The sequence below is a fragment of the Bradyrhizobium hipponense genome (assembly GCF_008123965.1).
Classification (GTDB): domain Bacteria; phylum Pseudomonadota; class Alphaproteobacteria; order Rhizobiales; family Xanthobacteraceae; genus Bradyrhizobium; species Bradyrhizobium hipponense.
Genome location: NZ_VSTH01000013.1, coordinates 81,149 through 100,773 on the forward strand (window position 1 = coordinate 81,149; position 19,625 = coordinate 100,773).

The 19,625-nt window shown below is 62.6% G+C and carries 20 protein-coding genes; 5 read left to right on the forward strand and 15 right to left on the reverse strand.

Annotated features, from left to right (window positions below):
• Positions 1 to 85: 85 nt before the first annotated feature.
• Together FXV83_RS02345 and rocD are read left to right on the forward strand one after the other, a co-directional pair.
• Positions 86 to 1,306 carry a cytochrome P450 gene (locus FXV83_RS02345; protein WP_148737382.1) on the forward strand — a complete coding sequence of 407 codons (1,221 nt, stop codon included), beginning with the start codon at positions 86 to 88 and terminating at the stop codon, positions 1,304 to 1,306.
• A 162-nt stretch (positions 1,307 to 1,468) separates the two neighbouring features.
• Entirely contained in the window at positions 1,469 to 2,683 is a 1,215-nt protein-coding gene (gene rocD, locus FXV83_RS02350; RefSeq protein ID WP_148737384.1) for an ornithine--oxo-acid transaminase, read from the forward strand.
• A 397-nt stretch (positions 2,684 to 3,080) separates the two neighbouring features.
• Here rocD and FXV83_RS43820 read toward each other — a convergent pair whose 3' ends face one another.
• The gene (locus tag FXV83_RS43820) at positions 3,081 to 3,521 is read right to left on the reverse strand and encodes a hypothetical protein (RefSeq protein ID WP_235939284.1); all 441 of its coding nucleotides are present in this window, start codon (positions 3,519 to 3,521) and stop codon (positions 3,081 to 3,083) included.
• Between FXV83_RS43820 and FXV83_RS02355 the strand changes: the two genes are divergently transcribed.
• Entirely contained in the window at positions 3,513 to 4,691 is a 1,179-nt protein-coding gene (locus FXV83_RS02355) for a Spy/CpxP family protein refolding chaperone (protein WP_235939285.1), read from the forward strand. The two genes, FXV83_RS43820 and FXV83_RS02355, sit on opposite strands and share 9 nt — an antisense overlap.
• 339 nt (positions 4,692 to 5,030) lie before the next feature.
• Here FXV83_RS02355 and FXV83_RS43825 read toward each other — a convergent pair whose 3' ends face one another.
• Genes FXV83_RS43825 through FXV83_RS02370 form a run of 3 tightly spaced genes read right to left on the reverse strand, consistent with a single transcriptional unit; the run spans position 5,031 to position 5,935 of the window.
• Positions 5,031 to 5,240, reverse strand: coding sequence for a GDCCVxC domain-containing (seleno)protein (locus tag FXV83_RS43825; protein WP_148737388.1), 210 nt, complete (start codon positions 5,238 to 5,240; stop codon positions 5,031 to 5,033).
• 4 nt (positions 5,241 to 5,244) lie between these two features.
• On the reverse strand, positions 5,245 to 5,529 hold the full coding sequence (locus FXV83_RS02365; RefSeq protein WP_235939286.1) for a heavy-metal-associated domain-containing protein: 285 nt from the start codon (positions 5,527 to 5,529) through the stop codon (positions 5,245 to 5,247).
• A 13-nt stretch (positions 5,530 to 5,542) separates the two neighbouring features.
• Positions 5,543 to 5,935 (reverse strand): mercuric transporter MerT family protein, encoded by a 393-nt coding sequence (locus FXV83_RS02370; protein ID WP_148737392.1) that lies wholly within the window; start codon positions 5,933 to 5,935, stop codon positions 5,543 to 5,545.
• Positions 5,936 to 5,985: 50 nt separating this feature from the next.
• Here FXV83_RS02370 and FXV83_RS02375 point away from each other — a divergent pair, with 50 nt between their 5' ends.
• Positions 5,986 to 6,423 (forward strand): MerR family transcriptional regulator, encoded by a 438-nt coding sequence (locus FXV83_RS02375; protein ID WP_148737394.1) that lies wholly within the window; start codon positions 5,986 to 5,988, stop codon positions 6,421 to 6,423.
• 60 nt (positions 6,424 to 6,483) lie between these two features.
• Entirely contained in the window at positions 6,484 to 6,576 is a 93-nt protein-coding gene (locus FXV83_RS45355) for a hypothetical protein (protein WP_430648924.1), read from the forward strand.
• Between the two features lie 88 nt (positions 6,577 to 6,664).
• Here FXV83_RS45355 and FXV83_RS02380 read toward each other — a convergent pair whose 3' ends face one another.
• The 11 genes from FXV83_RS02380 to FXV83_RS02435 all read right to left on the reverse strand — a co-directional run bounded on the left by FXV83_RS02380 (position 6,665) and on the right by FXV83_RS02435 (position 19,595).
• Entirely contained in the window at positions 6,665 to 7,801 is a 1,137-nt protein-coding gene (locus tag FXV83_RS02380; RefSeq protein WP_187435604.1) for a YncE family protein, read from the reverse strand.
• 567 nt (positions 7,802 to 8,368) lie between these two features.
• The gene (locus FXV83_RS02385) at positions 8,369 to 8,719 is read right to left on the reverse strand and encodes a hypothetical protein (protein WP_235939287.1); all 351 of its coding nucleotides are present in this window, start codon (positions 8,717 to 8,719) and stop codon (positions 8,369 to 8,371) included.
• A gap of 556 nt (positions 8,720 to 9,275) precedes the next feature.
• Positions 9,276 to 9,518, reverse strand: a complete 243-nt coding sequence (locus FXV83_RS02395) for a hypothetical protein (RefSeq protein ID WP_148737398.1) — start codon at positions 9,516 to 9,518, stop codon at positions 9,276 to 9,278.
• Between the two features lie 196 nt (positions 9,519 to 9,714).
• Positions 9,715 to 10,590, reverse strand: coding sequence for an ABC transporter substrate-binding protein (locus FXV83_RS02400; RefSeq protein WP_235939288.1), 876 nt, complete (start codon positions 10,588 to 10,590; stop codon positions 9,715 to 9,717).
• A 244-nt stretch (positions 10,591 to 10,834) separates the two neighbouring features.
• Complete coding sequence (locus FXV83_RS02405) at positions 10,835 to 11,629, reverse strand: dienelactone hydrolase family protein (RefSeq protein WP_235939289.1); 795 nt, start codon at positions 11,627 to 11,629, stop codon at positions 10,835 to 10,837.
• Positions 11,630 to 12,878: 1,249 nt separating this feature from the next.
• Positions 12,879 to 13,742, reverse strand: a complete 864-nt coding sequence (locus FXV83_RS02410; RefSeq protein WP_148737402.1) for a sugar phosphate isomerase/epimerase family protein — start codon at positions 13,740 to 13,742, stop codon at positions 12,879 to 12,881.
• Positions 13,742 to 14,947 (reverse strand): dihydrodipicolinate synthase family protein, encoded by a 1,206-nt coding sequence (locus FXV83_RS02415; protein ID WP_148737404.1) that lies wholly within the window; start codon positions 14,945 to 14,947, stop codon positions 13,742 to 13,744. Before FXV83_RS02415 ends, FXV83_RS02410 begins: the two co-directional genes overlap by 1 nt.
• A gap of 133 nt (positions 14,948 to 15,080) precedes the next feature.
• Positions 15,081 to 16,232 (reverse strand): Gfo/Idh/MocA family protein, encoded by a 1,152-nt coding sequence (locus FXV83_RS02420; protein WP_148737406.1) that lies wholly within the window; start codon positions 16,230 to 16,232, stop codon positions 15,081 to 15,083.
• Positions 16,229 to 17,626 (reverse strand): enolase-like domain-containing protein, encoded by a 1,398-nt coding sequence (locus FXV83_RS02425; RefSeq protein WP_148737543.1) that lies wholly within the window; start codon positions 17,624 to 17,626, stop codon positions 16,229 to 16,231. The genes FXV83_RS02420 and FXV83_RS02425 overlap by 4 nt, the downstream gene beginning before the upstream one ends.
• A gap of 131 nt (positions 17,627 to 17,757) precedes the next feature.
• Positions 17,758 to 18,606 carry an ABC transporter ATP-binding protein gene (locus FXV83_RS02430; protein ID WP_148737408.1) on the reverse strand — a complete coding sequence of 283 codons (849 nt, stop codon included), beginning with the start codon at positions 18,604 to 18,606 and terminating at the stop codon, positions 17,758 to 17,760.
• A complete protein-coding gene (locus FXV83_RS02435; RefSeq protein ID WP_187435605.1) occupies positions 18,603 to 19,595 on the reverse strand; it encodes an ABC transporter substrate-binding protein in 993 nt (330 codons plus the stop codon). The genes FXV83_RS02430 and FXV83_RS02435 overlap by 4 nt, the downstream gene beginning before the upstream one ends.
• Between the last annotated feature and the right edge of the window lie 30 nt (positions 19,596 to 19,625).

Here is a 19,625-nt window from a genome sequence, read left to right on the forward strand (position 1 = left end):
AAATCACGGAACGACTGTAGACGGACGCGCGCCTCTATCGAACAATAAAAGCGGCATATCGGCTTTAACCGGCGAGTATAACGGGATGAATGCAGATGCGAAGGAGTTGGCGGCAAGCTTCGACCTTGAGAAGCTGACGCCGCAATTCTACGACAACCCTTACCCGACTTATCGTGCACTGCGGGAGAATGAGCCGGTCAAGCGCCTGCCGAACGGCACCGTGTTCCTGACCCGCTACGACGATCTCGTCACCACCTACAAGAACACGAAGTCGTTCAGCTCGGACAAGAAACGCGAGTTCGCGCCGAAATACGGTGACACCCCGCTCTACGAGCACCACACCACGAGCCTCGTCTTCAACGATCCGCCGGCGCATACAAGAGTGCGGCGCCTGATCATGGGCGCGCTGTCGCCGCGTGCGATCGCCGGCATGGAGGGCGATCTCATCAAACTGATCGATGGCCTGCTTGACGCCATCGCCGCCAAGGGCCGCTGCGAGCTGATCGAGGACTTCGCCGCTTCGATTCCCATCGAGGTGATCGGCAATCTGCTCGACGTGCCCCATGACGAGCGCGCGCCGCTGCGGGACTGGTCGCTGGCGATCCTGGGGGCGCTCGAGCCGGTCTTATCGAGCGAAGCGGCCACGCGCGGCAACAAGGCAGTGGAAGACTTCCTCGCCTATCTCTCGACGCTGGTCGCGCGCCGCCGCCAAAAGCCCGGCAACCCCGAGCGCGACGTGCTGACGCGCCTGATCCAAGGAGAGGACAACGGCGAGCGGCTGACCGAGAAGGAGCTGCTGCACAACTGCATCTTCCTGCTCAATGCCGGACACGAGACCACCACCAACCTGATCGGCAACGGCCTCGTCGCGCTGGACCGAAATCCGGATCAGAAGCAGCGGCTGATCGACAACCCCGAGCTGATCAAGACCGCCGTGGAAGAGATGCTGCGGTACGAGAGCTCCAACCAGCTCGGCAATCGCATGACAACCGAACGGGTCGAGCTCGGCGGCGTCATGCTCGATGCCGGCACCTCGATCACGCTATGCATTGGCGCGGCCAACCGCGACCCCGCGCAGTTTCCGGACCCCGAAAGCTTCGACGTTGCGCGCACGCCGAACCGGCATCTCGCCTTCGCCACCGGCGCGCACCAATGCGCCGGCATGGCGCTGGCGCGGCTCGAAGGCGCGATTGCGATCTCGCGTTTCCTGGCGCGCTTCCCGAACTATGCCGTGAGCGGCCAGCCGGTGCGCGGCGGACGGGTGCGGTTCCGCGGCTTTTTGAGCGTGCCCTGCTCGATCGGCTGAGGCTCGGAAACAAAAAGTCGAAAACAACCCCATGCACAGTAGCGGATGGTCGGCGGAAGATTGTCTTGTGGATCGGCATAACCATTTGACAAGGGGAGGCAAATCGGCGGGATCGCACGCCTCGCCAACGGCCGATGCCGGCGCAGCAATGGAGTGACGAAAATGAACTCCTCGGTCATTGATTTCCTCGCAACCGAAGCGCGCTTTGGCGCCCGCAATTACGAGCCGATTGGTGTCGTCCTGTCGCGCGGCGAAGGTGTCTGGGTGTGGGACACCGAAGGCAAGCGCTACCTCGATTGCCTCTCGGCCTATTCGGCGGTCAACCAAGGCCACTGCCACCCCAAGATCCTGGCGGCGATGGTGGAACAGGCCCGCAGGCTGACGCTCACCTCGCGCGCCTTTCACAACGACCAGCTCGCCCCGTTCTACGAAGAGATCGCGGCGCTGACGGGCTCCCACAAGGTGCTGCCGATGAACAGCGGCGCCGAGGCGGTCGAAAGCGCGATCAAGTCGGTGCGCAAATGGGGCTATGAGGTGAAAGGCGTGCCGGACGGCCAGGCCGAGATCATCGTCTGCGCCAACAATTTCCACGGGCGCACGCTGGGCATCGTTGGTTTTTCAACGGACTCTGAGACCCGCACACACTTTGGGCCGTTCGCGCCGGGCTTCAAGATCATCCCGTTCGGCGACGCGGCGGCGCTGGAAGAAGCGATCACGCAAAACACCGTCGCCTTTCTGGTCGAGCCGATCCAGGGCGAAGCCGGCGTCATCATTCCTCCGGCCGGCTATTTCTCCAAGGTGCGGGAGCTCTGCACGGCCAACAACGTCATGCTGGTGCTCGATGAGATCCAGACCGGGCTCGGCCGCACCGGCAAGCTGCTCGCCGAACAGCACGAGGCAATCGAGGCTGACGTGACGCTGCTCGGCAAGGCCTTGTCCGGCGGCTTCTATCCGGTCTCAGCCGTGCTCTCGAACAACGACGTGCTCGGTACATTGAGACCCGGGCAGCACGGTTCGACCTTCGGCGGCAACCCGCTTGCCTGCGCGGTGGCGCGCGCGGCGATGCGGGTGCTGGTCGAGGAAGGCATGATTGAGAACGCGGCCAGGCAGGGCGCGCGCTTTTTTGAAGGCTTGAAAGACATCCGTGCCAACACTATCCGCGAGGTGCGCGGGCGCGGCTTGATGCTGGCGGTCGAGCTGCATCCGGAGGCCGGCCGCGCTCGCCGCTACTGCGAGGCGCTCCAGGGCAAGGGCATCCTCGCCAAGGATACCCATGAGCACAGGATCCGCATCGCCCCGCCGCTGGTGATCACCAACGACCAGGTCGACTGGGCGTTGGAGCAATTCGCCACGACCCTGACGCAGGATTTCTCTTGAGGCTGCCTGCGTCGGAAGATCGCAACGCCGGCTGCGGCCATTAACGAACGATTCCGCCACCTGTGCGTTGAATATTATGGGCGATTTCGAGCTGGGAGCGGCGATCATGCTGCCGCGTGGCGTTTGCCTGACGGGTTTTTTGGTAGGTGTCTCGATGCTGGCGGCGAGCGTTAGCGCGTCCGCCCAAGGACACGGAAGGGGTGGACCACCGGGGCCGGCCGCAGCGCCGGCCGCTCGGCCAGCCGCACCACCTGCCATGGCCCGTCCGGCAGCGCCACCGGCCATGGCGCGGCCCGCCGCGCCGCCCGCCATGGCGCGTCCCGCCGCCCCCGCATTCCATCCACCTTCCATGCCGCAGCGCCCGGCCATGGCGCCGCATCCGGCGCCGCGCATCGCCTCACCGCCGCCGCGCCCGACCCCACATTTCGCTGCGCCGCCGCGCCCTGCCCCGCACGTGGCGTCGCCGCGGCCTGAATTCCACCGGGCGCCGGCAGCGCCGCAACGACCGGCCATGGCACCGCGGCCGACGCCACATATCGCCGCCCCCTCGCGTCCAGGCCCACCGCCGGCCGTGAGCGAGCGGCTGTCGCGACGTGAGCAGATCCAACAGCGTGCGCAACAGCCTCAGCAGCAGATTCAACAGCGTGCGCAACAGCAGCAGCAGCAGCAGATCCAGCAGCGCCAGCAGATGGTGCAGCAGCGGCAGCGCGAGATGCTGTCGCGCCAGACGGCGGATCGTCAGAATCGCATCGATCGCCTGCAGCAGCGGGTGCAGCAATTGCAGTCGCAAAAGCCGGAAGGCGCGCGGGCGCAACGTGCGCAAGAGCGCATGCTGCAATCGCAGAACCGCCTGCTACAGCGCGAGCAACGTGCGCAGCAAGGCGACCTGGCGCGCCAGCAGCGGCTTGGATTACAGGCCCCGGCCGGACGTGCCCCAGCTGCTGCGGCCGCCGCGCAGGCCGCCGAGCGCGGACGGTTTGCCGCGCGCTTCCGCGAGCAGGCCACTGCGCAAACCCAAGCGGCCCTCGTCGCCCGTCAGAGCGGCTGGGCCCCCCGGCAGGCCTGGCGACACCGCCATCCCGCGGTGTTCGTGGCGTGGCTCGGGCCGGTGTTCTGGCCCTACGCCTATTCCGACATTTTTAACTACACGTTCTGGTCCTATGCCTACGAGCCCGGCTATTGGGCGTACGCGTATGACGATTTCGTCGACACAGTGTTCTGGGGCGGTGACAGCCCGTATTCCGCCTATGCCAGCATCAATCCGTATGACTATCCGCAAGCCGGCCGGGGCTCCCGCGCGCGCCAGCGCGCCAGCGTGAGCCCGCAAACGCTGCGGCAATTGTGCGGCACGCCGGACAAGGGGGTCACCGCCTGGCCGCTTGCCGACATCGCGCAGGCGGTGCGGCCGACGCCGGAGCAACGCGCGCTGCTCGACGAGTTGAAGACCGCGGCGGCCAAGGCTGCCGATGTATTCAAGGATTCCTGCGCGGAGACTTACGCGCTGACGCCGCCCGGCCGGTTGAAAACGATGATGAACCGCATCAGCGCGACGCTGGAAGCTGTCAAGATCGTGCGACCGGCACTGGAGAACTTCTACAATTCGCTGAGCGACGAGCAGCAGGCCCGCTTCAACGCGCTCGGCCCCAATGTCGGCGATCGCTCGCAGCAGCAGGAAGCCAGTGCCGAGACCTGCGGCGAGCCGAAGTCCGGTCTCACCCAGTTCCCGATCCAACGGATCGAGGCTGTGCTCCATCCCGCAGGCAAGCAGAAAGAGGCGCTCGACCGCCTCAGCGAAGCGACCGCGAAGGGCGTTGAGGACCTACAGAAGGCTTGTCCGAACGATGTGCCGCTGACGCCGGTCGGACGGCTGGAGGCGATGCAGCACCGGCTCGAGGCCATGCTGACGGCCGCCAAGCTGGTTGAACCTGCCCTGGACGAGTTCTATGCCACGCTGAGCAGCGAGCAGAAGGCGCGCTTCAACACGCTGCAACAGGTCGCGGGCGAGTGAGGGCAGCCACCGTCCTGTGCCGCGCGATGCAGGAGCGCAGCACGTCGTTCATCGATCTTCCCTCCAGTCGTTGGAGAAGATCTCGATCTCGAAATAGCCGGATTTCTCTTGAGGCTGCTGCGTCGGAAGATCGCAACACCGGATCCGCCACCTGTGCGCTGAAAGTTGTAGGCGATCTATAGGACGCATACTCACGAATCGAGCCTGATTGGTGCAGGCTTGCCCAATGTCCGCTTTGTCCTGGTGGCGATGAGATACCGTGGCGATGAGATACCGCACCGCGTCGAATCGACGCGATGGGCCAAAAGGCGACGCCCTCCCAGCTTTATGGAGGTGGTCCTAGCCGCAGCACGCGCTCTTGCCATTTTCTTGAATGGGCGGACACGGCACGCTGCCGTAGGAGCAAAACACGCAACAGTCGCCGGCCTTGGGCTTCAACCTAGTGCCGCAACCGCCGCATTGATAAAAGAACTGACAAGCATCGGTCGGCATGGACTCCGTCTTGGCGGCGCCGCAGTGCGGACAGGTGATGGTCGATTGCAGAAGCATCAGATCAGCTCTTGGGAGCGGACGGATACCCGGCCTTGGTGGTGGCCGAGGTCAGTTGGTTTACATCGGCCTTGGCATCGTCATAGACGACCGTTGCCGTCTTGTCCTTGTAGGATACTGCAACCTTGGCCACACCGGAAACCGCTTCCAGGCTCTCTTTGACGATGGACGGGCATGCCGCGCAGTACATGTTCTTCACCGACAACGTTATCGTTCTCTCTGCGGCCATCGCTGTTGGCGCAGCGACAATGGTGACGACGAAGACGGCGTAGGCGATAGCCTTGTTCACGGGCATTTTCCGATCACGAGTTGAGAAAAAGGGGAGCGATGGAATCGAGGCCAAGCGCGGCGGCGACCAGGATCGTTGAAAGGATGAGGCTTGCCCTGACGATGAGATTTGGCACAGGCCGCGTGCAGACCCCACCGTCTGCACATGCGCGCGTTCCGGATCGATAAACCGACAAATAACCGCACCCCAAGCACAGCAGTGTCACCGCGACGAAATAGGGCTGATACGGCGCAAGCTGAGTGAAGTTGCCGATCCATGCTCCACTGACACCAAGCAAGAAGAACAGCAGTGGCAGGATGCAGCATGACGAGGCAGCCAGCGCGCCAAGGATACCGCCGGCGGCCATAAGCTCTTGGCCGCGCCACAGGCGAGCTTCAAGAGCATCAATTTGTTCCTTGATCGTCATGTAACTAACGATGCATCCTGTAGCGACTACAGGAGCAAGGAACTTCGATCATGCCTCAAATCACAGCTTCGCGAGCGGGCCGACGTGGCGGAGTACCTATCGGTGAATTGTCGCGATTGACCGGCGTCAATATCGAGACCATCCGCTATTACGAGAAGATAAAGATGCTGCAACCGCCCCCTCGCACCGAAGGCGGCCGCCGCATCTATGGTCTAACCGATGCTCGTGTTCTCGCCTTCATCCGACGCGGTCGGGAACTTGGTTTTGGTCTCGAAGAAATCCGCGCGCTGCTCGCATTGGGGGGACCGGGCAAGGCGTCATGCGCAGATGTGCGCAAGATCGCGGCACACCATCTTGATGACATCCGCACCAAGATCGCCGATCTTAGGAAGCTCGAAAAACTGCTCGCAACGACGATCGCACAATGTTCCGGAAACAGGGCGCCAGATTGCCCGGTCTTGGACATTCTCGATATCAGGCGTTCCTGATGGACTTAAACATCATCACGCAAGGGAGGTCTGAAATGGGTCATTCGTCAGGCCGCCAAGCTGGTCGAGCCCACGCTGGACGAGTTCTATGCCACGCTGAGCAGCGAGCAGAAGGCGCGCTTCAGCACGCTGCAACAGATCGCAAGCCCGTGAGTACGGCCCTCCTGGGATTGGAAGGTGTGGGGTCCGCTTGGCGGCAATCCCCTTCCGCGGACCGAGTCCGCGGAAGGAGCGCTCATGCCTACCGCGCTGGCGCGCGCATCGATGCCGGCTGGCCTGGCAGCTTCAGCCTGGGCCCCACCTCGGTCAGCTTGCCGCTGACGATCTGAAACACCTGCAAGTCCTTCTCGAAATAGTTGGCCACATAGAGGTAGTCGCTGTTCGGACTGTAAGCGATACCCTCCGGCAGGCCGCCCAGCGGCGCACGCGCAGTCACCGTCAGCTTGCCATCGGTGCCGATCGACATCAGAACGAGTTCGCCGGCTTTGGTCTTGAACCAGTCGCTGTCCTTGGCCGCGGTGCCGAGCAGCAGCGGGGTGGCTGCGGTCTTCCCATCCGGCGCGATGGCGAAGCCTTCCGGTCCGATACCAGGGGTCATCACGTCGACCACGTGGGGATGTGGGCCGGTCGCTTCGATGATCACCTCGGCGTCTGCGTTGTTCTTCTGTGCGCCCGTGTTCGAGGCGATGACGTATTTGCCGTCTGGTGTGATGTCGATGTTGTAAGGATTGAATGCCGATGGAATGTCCATCGACTTGTCGTAGGTCACGTTTTGTCCGTCTATCGCCAACACTCCGATCTTGTTCGCAAGATTCAGGCAGACAAAGGCGCGCTTGCCGTCGGGTGCGAAGACAACGGCGGCAGCCTGTTGCTCCAGCGGTACCTCGCCTACGGTCTTGACCGTCAAGCCCTGGATCGACACGACGGAGACACTCTTGCCGTCTCGATTGGCGATCAACGCGAGGTCGCCCTTCCTGGAGATCGACAGACCGGACGGCTGCCGCCCCACGGTAATCGTGTCGATCAATTTCGGCGGGTCGGCGGTGAGGTCAATAACGTACAGTTTGTCATCCGGGACCGGCTTCCAGGAGTTCCCGTCCTGCACGTGAACCACGGAATTGGCGACCAGGCCCAGCTTGCCGTCTGGTGTGATCTGCAGGTTGGTTGGCGGGCCCAGCAGGGAATTCGCCAGCGGCAGGCTGGCGCGGATCTTGGGTTTGGCGGGCTCGGAGATATCCAGGACCAGCACAGCATCATTACCCGGAGCGCCGTTCATCTGCCCTTCGGGACCATAGGTGATCTTGCTGTCGAGGCCGATCAGGATATCGTTGGTTCCGGCCTGCGCCAGGCCGCTGCCGACGATGCCGGCCAGGCACATGACGCAAAGAGAACTGCGTAAAGTCATGATGCGTTTTTCTCCCCGTCCCGAGCCATTTCTAGATGAGCCTGTCCCTCCACCGTACTTCGCAGCCTTTAGTGCTGGCAACCGTTTACCGCGCTGACGGGCGCCGGGACCTTCGCCAGCGTCGGGTGACCCATTGATATCCGAGCAGCGCACCGCCCAGCCGGGTGACGACCGCCTCGGCTCATTCGCGCGACCGGGCAGTGCCAGCTGTGACTCCGACCAATGCCCGTTCTGCCGCCAAACGCGGATGTCAATTCAAAGGGGGCATGCTTCAGGCCGCCAAGCTGGTCGAGCCCACCTGGACGAGCTCTATGCCACGCTGAGCAGCGAGCAGAAGGCGCGCTTCAACACGCTGCAACAGGCCGCAAGCCCGTGAGGGCAGCGTCGCACACTCTCGTTGCAACGCGCAGCGGGCAAACGACGTGGATGACCTTATCGCCCAGCCTCAAAGCTCGACGACAATATGCGTATCCGGGCCGCTGCTCCCTGCGAGAAGTGCGGCGGTACGGCATGCCAGCGACAGCCTCGTTCGTTCCGTCCTCACGCGGCGGAAATCGTCTCCGGTTGAGCGTCATTCGTGCTTGTGATCGCTTGAGGCCGCTCAATCTCATTCGAGCCAATGGCGTTGCATTGCTGGAAATAAGAAGACAGCTCGAGATGGGCTAGATGATCCCAGTATTCTGCTTCTGCGAGCAGCTTCCATTTGTTCATGCTGTTGTACGCGGCCTGTTGGCGGCACAGCGAGCCCATCGCACGCAAGCGTCGCACCTTCTCTACTGCCTCCACTGCGAACCTCCCTTTGCGCTTGTTTGTTTGCAAGCGCATTTGTGTTGTCACAACTTCGCAGATTGAATTGAGGAGTGATAGTCCGGTGTTTGACGGTGAATTCATGACAGCGCAATCGTCTGACTTTTCACCGAATACAGCAAACAAAGCTCGCTTTGGACGAGGTGCATTCCATTTCAGGACTGAAATTTTAATTGTGAGCAGCCCGTCCCTGCATGGTGGTTAGCTTCCGATCAGCCCGGACCGGACAAAGTTTGATCCCGAAACTATTTTGGTCCGGCGCATTGGACTGCAAGACCGCCTTAGGGCGGTCTTTCTTTTTTCGACGCACCGAAACGGGTCCGGGGATGGACCACGCCGGCGCGTTCGGCAAAGATCGCGAGCCTTGTCACGGCGGTCACAACAATGGCCCCGACGATTACACGTCGGGGCCATTCAAGATCATCAGGCATGGGTACATCCGCCGTGCCTGCTGATCGTTGTGCCACTGATTACCGCATCCGATCTGGCGCACACTGTGGCGAGGCTGCGGCATCGGGGTGATGACATTCTGCCTGAAAGCTGATGGCTGTCCACCTCTTGTTGGTAGTACTCCGACCAACTCGCTGCACCGCACGATCTGGCCTGCTTCGGCGCCGTATACGACGTAGCCTCCTATCCGCTATCCGCAGAGAATGGCAACCATCGCGTCAGCAGACCGAACCGGCGCCGCCATGCAATCTGAACCGGGTTCGTTCGCTCGTGAGCCAACTGCCGCCTCCACTCGGTCAAGGCCGGCGTGATCGCCGGTCAAAGCGGCTTGCTTCGCACCAGCTGCTTGATGGCTGATCGCTTGCTCGAACTCAACGATCTGAGCCGAAAGACGCTCGCGGATCTTGGTCGCCGCGTCGATATCGCGCTGCACCGTATTTCCAGGAATAGAAGTGGTGCCATTGCTTGCCAACTCCTGTTGCCAGGATAACTCTAGGCAAGGCTTAGGTGCGTCGCCCCATCCAACGGGGCACAGCAACGCTGCGGTGGGCTGCTTCTCGGCCGAGAGCGGCCCAATGCGGTGAAGAGGCAAAGGTCAGAGATGGGCCAGCCTCGGATATCGGCGATATCTATTCGATCACCTCGTCGGCGCGCGCTAGAAGCCCTGCCGGTACGGTCACGCCGAGGGCCCTTGCCGTCTTAAGATTGGCCGCCAACCATAATTCGGCTGGAAATTCGATGGGCAGGTCACCCGGTCGAACACCCCTAAGGATTTTATCTACAAAGTAGCCAGCGCGACGATAGCACCAGCGCAAATCTACTCCGTAGCTGACGAGACCGCCGTGGATAACGTGCTCGCGATATCCGAAGACAGTTGGCAGCTGCTTTTCAAGAGCAATGGCGCCGATCCGCTCGCTCATGTTAAGCAACAGGTTGGTCTGAAGGACAACGGCGACATCGACCTCTCCGCTCGCCAACGCAGCGAGCGCATTCGGAATGTCCTTTGCCGTACTGGCATCGGCTTCGATCACGTTGAGGCTCAAAGCCCCGCAAGCTGCCTTCAAGTCCCCGACTTGAGGCGGGCCCTTGGGATCGTTCATGTTGGTAAGCAGGCCGACGCGCCGTGCCGTCGGCACGATTTCTCGCGCGAGTTCGATTTGTTTGGTCGGCAACCCGACGATGTAGGGCTCAATGCCCGTTACGTTTCCCCCCGGGCGGGCTTCGCTGGCAATCAAGCCAAGATGAACCGCGTCGGCAAGAGCGGCACAGACAATCGGTATTGTCGATGTGGCCTTGCGGGCAGCGACGGCTTCCAGTGTTGCAGGCGCAGCGATGATATCGGGTTTGAGCAGAGCCACCATCTCCTCAATGGATGGTACACGGTCCCGGAAGACTTCCGTTCGCCGAATGATATCAAGGTTACGGCCTTGCTCGTAACCGAACTCAAAGAGCCCTTTAACAAAATTGCCAAACGTCAAGTCCACTATGAACTGCGGCGTCTTCACGCCCGGAGGCGCAGCTCCTGCCCACGCGATGAGCGGACGTTTTGGCACAGACTGCGCGCTTGAGCCTCGACCAAATAATGTCGAGGCGGCTGCAGCGCCAAGGACGCCGAGATTTCCGATGAATTCCCGCCGTCGCATGTGCCCCCCGTAGGACGCTATTGGTGACGAGGTTAGCACCTTCCGGCGGGTCTGTACGACAATTTGCGAGCTACAGATAGAAGGGGCCGCCTAGCGGCCCCTCTGCTTATTTTTGAAGGTTGGCGGCAAACAGCTTGGCTGCTTCGGCCTTCGCTTCCTGATCCGCCTTGGCGTCGTATCTGAGCGGCAAGTTGAACTTCTTGCCGAGTTCGGTGGCTTCGGGGTTCGTGAACGCGTGCACGGCGCCCGGGTACTCGATGATCCGGTAATCCGCCTTGGCGGCGTCAAAATCCTTCTTGAGCGCATCGTACTGCTCGCGCTTCACGAACGGGTCGTCCGCGCCGTTCAGAATGAGGATTTTCGCTTTGACGGTTCCCGGCGCCGGTGCGGGAGTGTTGAGACCGAGCGTTGCGTGAACGCCCGCAACGGCGGCGAGATCAGCGCCGGCGCGCGCCATGTTCAGCACCACCGCGCCGCCGAAGCAGTAACCTACGGCGCCGATCAGTTGGGGATTGACCGAGGCCTGCTTGGCGAGCTGCTGCCGCGCGGCGTTGAAGCGCTGCTCCATCACCTTCGGGTCCTTCATCACCGATCCCGAGAGCGCACCGGCGTCCTTCGGATTGTCGGCGGTCTTGCCGTCGCCATACATATCCGCAATGAAGGCTGTGTAGCCCTGCTCCGCGAACTTCCGCGCCTCGTTGTGGATATGCTTGGTGATGCCCCACCATTCGTGCACCATCACGATGCCGGGCCGCTTGGCCTGGGTCGCGTCGTCGTAGACAACGAAGCCCTTCATCGTGGTCTCGCCATCCGTGTAGGTGACCGGCTCTTCCCTGACCGCTGCGTGTGCGCTCGCGACCATTGCGATGGCGCAAAGTGCTCCCACTATGTTCGTTCGCATGCTGACCTCCCGCGGGTTTGGCACAACCCTACATTGGCATACCAGCGATTCCCGCGCTAGGCCTTGAAAGCGGTGCCAGTGCACTCGCAGGCTGCGCGCAATCCTTCAAGGGCTTGAGCGTCCGGCTTGAGGCATGCCGTTGTGCGAGCGATGATGCTGATGCCGCCCTTCGGTCAACAAGCGATACTAGCGAAATGAAAGAGGCCGCCAACCGACGCGGCCCAAGTGGTGGGTTCCAGTTCCTCGATTGCGAGAACCGGCTCGACGCTCTTGTGAGGCTCGATCTTCTAGCCCGGTGCTGCTAGTCGCAGCGGCGGACCCTGCGGACCGAACCGTCGTCACGCTCGATCGTAACGGTGCGGCATCCGCGATATCCGCGATCATATCCGTAGGCGCGATAAGCAGGTCGATCATAGTCCCGGTAGTAACGGTGCTCCGGGCCCACTCTTACGCCGCCGAGCGGAGTATCAACGGAAACTTGAGCCGACGCGGGTACACTGGAGATCGGCGTGGCGATAGCGAAGCCAGCAACCGCCAGCACACCAGTCAGTAAAAGCGTTCTCATGAGAGTTTCCTCCTGAGTTATTGTATCGGTTTTCAACATCCCAGGCTGGGGCAAGGTTCCTGCGCGAACCTCATCCAAACGGCGGACGGCTCAGATTTTGGCCGCCCGTCTCGGACGGATACGGATAGAAGCCCCGCCGCGCAGGTTCCTAAATCAAGCAAATACTGACCGTAAGTTAAGGGTCATTTGCGACCGGGTCGAGCCAGCAGCAAGCCCGACCAATGTCCGTTCTGCCGCGAAAGCGGAAGTCAATTCAGAGCATCAGGGCCACGCTGAGCGTCGCCAAGATGATCGAACCTGCCCTCGACGAGTTCCATGCCACACTGAGCAGCGCGTAGAAGGCGCTTCAACACGCTGCAACAGACAGCTGGATAAATCTGGTTGAATCAATGTGCTCGAGTTCAAATCACCTCTCCTCGAGGAAGACAGGGCGATCGCATTTGAGAGCGGTTTCCCTGCGGCGGATCCTTCGAGACGCCCGCTTTGGCGGGCTCCTCAGGATGAGGATGGAGTGCGCGGCAACTGTTGTGACGGGCGGCGCTGCCGCTTAGCCTCATCCTGAGGAGACCGCGAAGCGGGCGTCTCGAAGGATCCGCGCTCGGGCTGCCCAAACGTCCATGCGCGATTGCTCTGCGCAGGAAGAGGTGACCCCAGACAACTGACCGAATCTGATTTCACCACGTTCTACACCACCGTCCGATGCCGCTCGATGCAGGTCCGCAGCACCTCGTCCATCGGCTTGCCCCACCAATCGCTGGAGAAGATCTCGATCTCCGAATAGCCGGCAAAGCCCTGCGCCTCGACCGCGGCGCGCAACCGTTTGATGTCGATGACGCCGTCGCCCATCATGCCGCGGTCGTTGAGGATGTCCCTGGTCGGGACCAGCCAGTCGCAGACATGGAATGCTAGCAGGCGATCTTGGCCGGCGCGTGCAATCTGGCCCATCAGCTCCGGATCCCACCAGATGTGATAGACGTCGAGCGCAACGCCGAGCATGCCTGTACGGTCCGGGTCGAGCCGGTCGCAGATGTCGAGCGCCTGCTTTGTCGTGTTCACGCAGGCCCGGTCCGCGGCGTAAGCCGGATGCAGCGGCTCGATCGCGAGTGGCAGCTTTGCCTGTTTGGCATATTCGAGCATCTCGGCCAGCGCCTCCTCGACCTGCGTTCGCGCGCCGGCGATGTCCTTCGATGTCTCGCTGCCCGGCCGCGAATATTGCGGCAGGCCGCCGACGACCAGCACGATGCAGGGCGCGCCCAGCGCCTTGGCTTCATCGACGCAGCGACGATTGTCATCCCGCACCTCGCCGCGGCGCGCGGCGTCGGACGTGAACATGCCGCCGCGGCAATAGCCCGAAAGCTCGAGGCCGGCCTCGCGCACCGCACGCGCGGCACGTTCTAGCCCCACTGCCGCGACCTGGTCGCGCCAGGGATCGATGGCGCGGATGCCGTGACGCGCGCAGGCGTCAATGATCTCGACGAGGTCACCCTGCTTGCGGACCGTCGCCGTGTTCAGCGACAGCCAACGATGGTCGGACGAAAAATCGCGCATCAGGGTTCGATCCCGTGCGAAGCCAGCACGATCTTCATCCGCCGCGTCGCCAGCTCCGGATTGGCGAGCAGGCCGGCCTTGTCGGCCAGACGGAACAGCTCGGCCAGATGCAGCATCGAGCGCGTGCTCTCCTGGCCGCCGGCCATGGTGAAATGATCCTGGTGGCCGTTGAGGTAAGCCATGAACACCACGCCGGTCTTGTAGAACCGCGTCGGCGCCTTGAAGATGTGCCGCGACAGCGGCACGGTCGGCCCAAGCACGTCGTGGAAGCCGGCCTCGTCGCCGGCAGCAAGCCGCGACAGCGCGTAGGACGCCGCCGGCGCGATCGCATCGAAGATGCCGAGCAGCGCGTGCGAGAATCCTTGGCTATCGCCGGCGATCAGCTCCGCATAGTTGAAGTCGTCACCGGTGTACATCTTGATGCGCTTGTCGAGGCGCCTGCGCATGTCGATCTCGCGCTGCTTGTCGAGCAGCGAGACTTTTACGCCGTCGATCTTGGCGGCGTTGCCGTTGATGATGGCAACGGCCGTGTCCATCGCCTTGTCGAGATCTTCCGTGCCCCAATATCCCGTCAGCGCCGGATCGAACATGTCGCCGAGCCAGTGGATGATCACGGGCTGCGCTACCCCCGACAGCACGCGGTCATAGACCTTCGCGTAATCGCCGGCGTTGCGGCCGAGCCTCGCCAGCGCCCGCGACGCCATCAGGATGATGCGACCGCCGACTTTCTCGACCGCCGAGATCTGCTCTTCATAGGCGCGGATCACGTCGTCCAGGCTTTTCGCATCCTCCACCGCAAGGTGATCGGTGCCGGCGCCCGAGAACACCAGCGCGTTGCGCCGCTTGGCAGCCGCGACCGAGCGCGTGATCAGCTCCAGCGAGGTCGGCCAGTCCAGCCCCATGCCGCGCTGCGCGGTGTCCATGGCTTCGGCCACGCCGAGACCGAGGTCCCAGACGTGCTCGCGGAAGGCGATGGTCTTGTCCCAGTCGACAGCGACCGACAGCCAGGGATCGTTGTCGGCGAAGGGATCGACGACGGTATGCACGGCCGAGAACGCGATGCGGTTCAGCGTGCCATCGAGCTTGGCGGGAAAGGTTCGTGACGCCGCGAGCCGGTAAGTCTCGATCGAGCGGTCGGCCTTCGGCAGTTTCAACGACAGGGACGACATTGAAGGAACGGGCTTGGGCAGGACGGGCTTGTTCATTTCGGACCTCTCCCCGTCATTGCGAGGAGTGAAGCGACGAAGCAATCCAGACTTTCTTCGTGGAGGTATTCTGGATTGCTTCGCTTCGCTCGCAATGACGACTCAACAAACATCGAGACTTATCCAATAGATCTCAGATCTTGATCGGCGCGACGTCGATCCAGCGCCGCTCCTTCCAGCTCTTCAGCGCGGATTCAGCGAGCTGCACGCCCTTGACGCCTTCGAGCAGCGTGAACTTGTAGGGCGCATCCTCGTAGACGTGGCGGATGAACATCTCCCACTGCTCCTTGAAGCCGTTGTCGTAGGTGACGTTGTCGGGCAGCTTCTGCCAGTCGCCGTAGAAATCGTGCAGCCGCTTCTCGTCGGGATTCCACACCGGCCGGGGGGTCGCCTGCCGCGCCTGGATCACGCAGTCGGAGAGGCCCGCGACCGCCGAGCCGAGCGTGCCGTCGACCTGGAAGGTGACGAGGTCGTCGCGATAGACCCGCGTCACCCAGGACATGTTGATATGGGCGATAACGCCGCCCTTGAGCTGGAAGGTCGCATAGGCGGAATCGTCCGCGGTCGCCTTGTACTTCTGGCCCTGCTCGTCATAGCGCTCGGGGATGTCAGTGTTGCCGATGCACATCACGCTCTCGACCTCGCCGAAGAGATTGTCGAGCACGTAGCGCCAATGGCAGACCATATCCAAAATGATGCCGCCGCCGTCTTCGCTGCGATAATTCCAGGACGGCCGCTGCGCCTCTTGCCAGCCGCCCTCGAACACCCAATAGCCGAACTCGCCGCGCACCGAGAGGATGCGGCCGAAGAAGCCGGAGTCGCGCAGGAAGGCGATCTTCTTCAGGCCGGGCAGGAACAGCTTGTCCTGCACCGTGCCGTGCTTGACGCCCTTGGCGTTGGCGAGCTTGACGACCGCAAGCGCTTCTTCAAAATTCGTCGCGATCGGCTTCTCGCAATAGACATGCTTGCCGGCATTGATGGCCTGGCTCAGCAGGCCGGGCCGCGCCTGCGTGGTTGCAGCGTCGAAGAACATGGTGTCGTTCTTGTCGGCGAGCGCCGCATCGAGATCGGTGGTCCAGCGGGTGATGTTGAACTGCTTGGCGAGCTGCTCGATCTTGTCGGCACTGCGGCCCACCAGGATCGGATCGGGCATCACGCGGTCGCCGTTTTTCAGCCGGACGCCGCCCTGGTCGCGGATCGCGACGATCGAGCGGATCAGATGCTGGTTGAGCCCCATGCGGCCGGTGATGCCGTTCATGATGAGGCCGAGGCGTTGGGTGGTCATGCCGATTTCTCCCAGAGTGATCTTGGCTGTTCGAGCGGGGCCAGCGCCGACCAATCCGGATGGACCGACGTCGCAAAGCCCTTAAGGTTAAGCGATCCCGTCAGGAGATCGCCGTTGTGAATGTTGACGCGGACGCCCTGCCCGGTGTCGGCATAGAGATCAGTGTGCGCGGCCGCGAAGGCCTGGGCTTCCGCGGCGGGCGCATCGCCGAAGCCGTCGACGTAATGATGGCCGTTGCGTTCGGCGTGCGCGATGCCGATGAAGGCGCCGAGCGCGAGATCCTGCTGCATGGCGAGGCCCACCTGGCAGGTCAGGTCCTCGCCGGTGACAAAGAATTTTTCGCTGCCCGCGCTCCATTTCGCCGCGCGGGTCGCGTTGACGATGGACTTGTAGAGTCCCTTGCAGGACTTCGAGGAGATGCCGTGATAACCGAGCGCGCGCGCGGATGGGAACGCGTCGTAGGAATCATCGGCCTCATCGATGATGAAGCCGCGCCCGGCGAGCGAGCCGAGCGGCGACTGACGCGTGATGTCGCGCGGCATCGGCTGCTCGATATAAAGCAAGCGTGACGCGATCGACCGCAGCGCGGCATCACGATCGAGTCGATCGATCAGCGCGCGCAACGCGGCGAGATCGGCATATTGCTCGTTTGCGTCGAGAGTGACTTTGTAGTCATGCCCGAGCGTGTCGAGTTCCTTGCCGATACGCGCCAGCCTTGCCGCGTCGGCCGCGGGCTCACCAGACAGCTTGAGCTTGAAATAGCGCGCACCGGCGTTCTCGGGGACATCGGCGACGCCGCCCTCACCTTCCACCGTGTCGTCGAGCCCGACGGTATGCCTGATTGCAACGCGCGGCAGCGGCTTTCGGCCGGAGAGAAACATCGTGAAGTCCGTTTCCTTCAGGTCAGGCGAAAGCCGCGCATCAATGCCGGCAATGTTGCCGGCCATGCCGTCAAAAAAGTTGGTCTCGGCGGCGCGAAGCAGCGCATCGAGGATGGCTTTGTCGATTTCCGCAGGGCCATAGGCGGCGGCAAGCGGCGGAATGTTCTCTTTCGCGCAGGCCGCGACCTGGGCGCCGATGCACGAGGCATGCAGCTCGAACGCCGTCTGGAATCCGGTCTCCGCCAGATAGAGGCCGCGCGCGATGCCGAGCGCACGACGTAACCCGTCGACCGTCTGCGCCGGCGACAGTTCCGGCCGCTTGTCGAACCATTTCGGCACCAGCAGCTCGGCGCTGGCGCCGACCGCGCTTCCCCTGCCCTCGACCTCGATCTTGATCCGCACGAACAGCTGCGGCGTCGCATTGATCGTGATCGCGCCGAAGCGGAACGGCCGCGCGAAATGCACGGGACGTTCGAAGAAGGCGATATCTCGCAGCTTCAGGCGCACAGGCATGGTCCTGAGAAGGTCGTCATGCCCAGGCTTGTCCCGGGCATCCACGTTCTTTGTCGCGTTCGGCAAGGCGTGGATGGCCGGGACAAGCCCGGCCATGACGCTCTGGAAATTACGGCTGATCCCATCACCCTCTAATCCAGCGAGCCCTGCGAGAAGAAATGCTTGCGGATGCGCTGCACGAGCTCGGTGAAGACCGGGTCGGCCATCACGTCGAGCGAACGCGGGCGCGGCAGCGGCACGTCGTAGATTGCGGCGACCGCACCGGGCCGCTCGGTCATGACCAGCACGCGGTCGGCGAGGAACACCGCTTCGGGAATCGAATGCGTGATCAGCAGCACCGTCTTCCTGGTCTCGCGCTGGATCCGCATCAGTTCGACGTTCATGCGCTCGCGCGTGAGCGCGTCGAGTGCGCCGAACGGCTCGTCCATCAGCATGATCCTGGGATCGTGCACCAGCGCGCGGCAGATCGAGGCGCGCTGCTGCATGCCGCCGGAAAGCTGCCAGGGCAGTTTCTTCTCGAAGCCTTCCAGCCCGACCAGCTTCAACAGCGCCTTGGCGCGGTCGAGATATGTTTGCCGCGGCAGCCGCTTCATGTCGATCGGCAGCATCACGTTGGAGAGAATGTTGCGCCACGGCAGCAGCAGCGCGTTCTGGAAGACGATCCCGACATTGCCGTGCGGCTTCGTCACCTTCTCGCCCTCGACCAGGATCTCGCCTGATGTCGGCGGCAGCAATCCCGAGATCAGCTTGAGCAGCGTGGACTTGCCGCAGCCGCTTGGGCCGACCACGACGAAGAACTCGCCGTCATTGATGTGGAAGTCGAGCGGCCGCAGCGACGGCACGTCGCCATCGCGCGTCCGATAGGTTTTGGACACGCCGGACAGTGTGATGCCCGACGCGCCGCTCGCGGCCCGGTCGCTCACCAGTCTCAGATGCGCGGCCGGCTGCACGGTATCAATCGCTAGGGTCGCTGGTTTCACGAATCGCCCTTCGGCAGATAGTCGTTGGTGTAGAAGGCCTTCGGGTTCTCCTTGGCCTTGGCATCGAGGCCGCCATATTCGACCATCAGGTTGACGCTGTCGGTCATGTTCTGATCGGTGACCTGGAACGGCCGCTTGCTCTTGGTCTCGGGCGTCCGGTAGAGCGGAATGGTCAGCTCAAATCCTTGCGTCAGCGTCTCGATCTTACCGCCCTTGGGGTTGGCATCGAGGATCGACTGCGCCGCCGCCTTGGGCTCCTTCTCCGCGGCCTCGACCGCCTTGGTCGTCGCCGCCATGAAGCGGCGGACGAGGTCGGCATTGGCCTTGACATAGTCGGCGTTGGCGATGATGCCGGACGAGACCATGTTGATGCCGTAGTCGGCGAACTTGATCGGATAGACGTCCTTACCGGTGGCGTCCTTGATCTTCATCGACTGGTCCATGACGTAGCCGAGCAACAGATCGGCCTGGCCGTTGATGACCGCATTGAGCTTGGTCTGGCCGTCGCCGGCAACGGTCTGGAAGTCGCTCTCCTTCAGGCCGGTCTTCTTCAGGAACAGCGGCCAGATCTGGGTCATGGAATCCGCCGGCGTGATCGCCACCGTCTTGCCCTTGATGTCCTCGGGCTTCCTGATGTTCTTGTCGGCGAAACCCATGGCAGACATCGGGCTGGTCTGGAGCAGCACGCCGGTCGCGATCACCGGCGCGCCCTTGATCGCGGCGCGCATCATGGTGGGCACGTCGACATAGCCGAAGTCGGCGGTCTTGGCGGCGACGGCCTGCGTGGTCGCAGCCGAGCCGCGGCCTTCCTGGATCTCGAGGTCGATGCCCGCGGCCGCATAGATACCCTTGGCCTTGCCGTAATAGAACGGCGCGTGCTCGCCATAGACGTACCAGTTCAGCATCAGCACGACCTTGTCGGCTGCCTGTGCCGGCATGGCCGCGAACACCATCAGCGCCACCGATGCAGCTCCTATCCACCGCTTCATCGTCACTCTCCCTTGTCGTTGTTGCCCGGC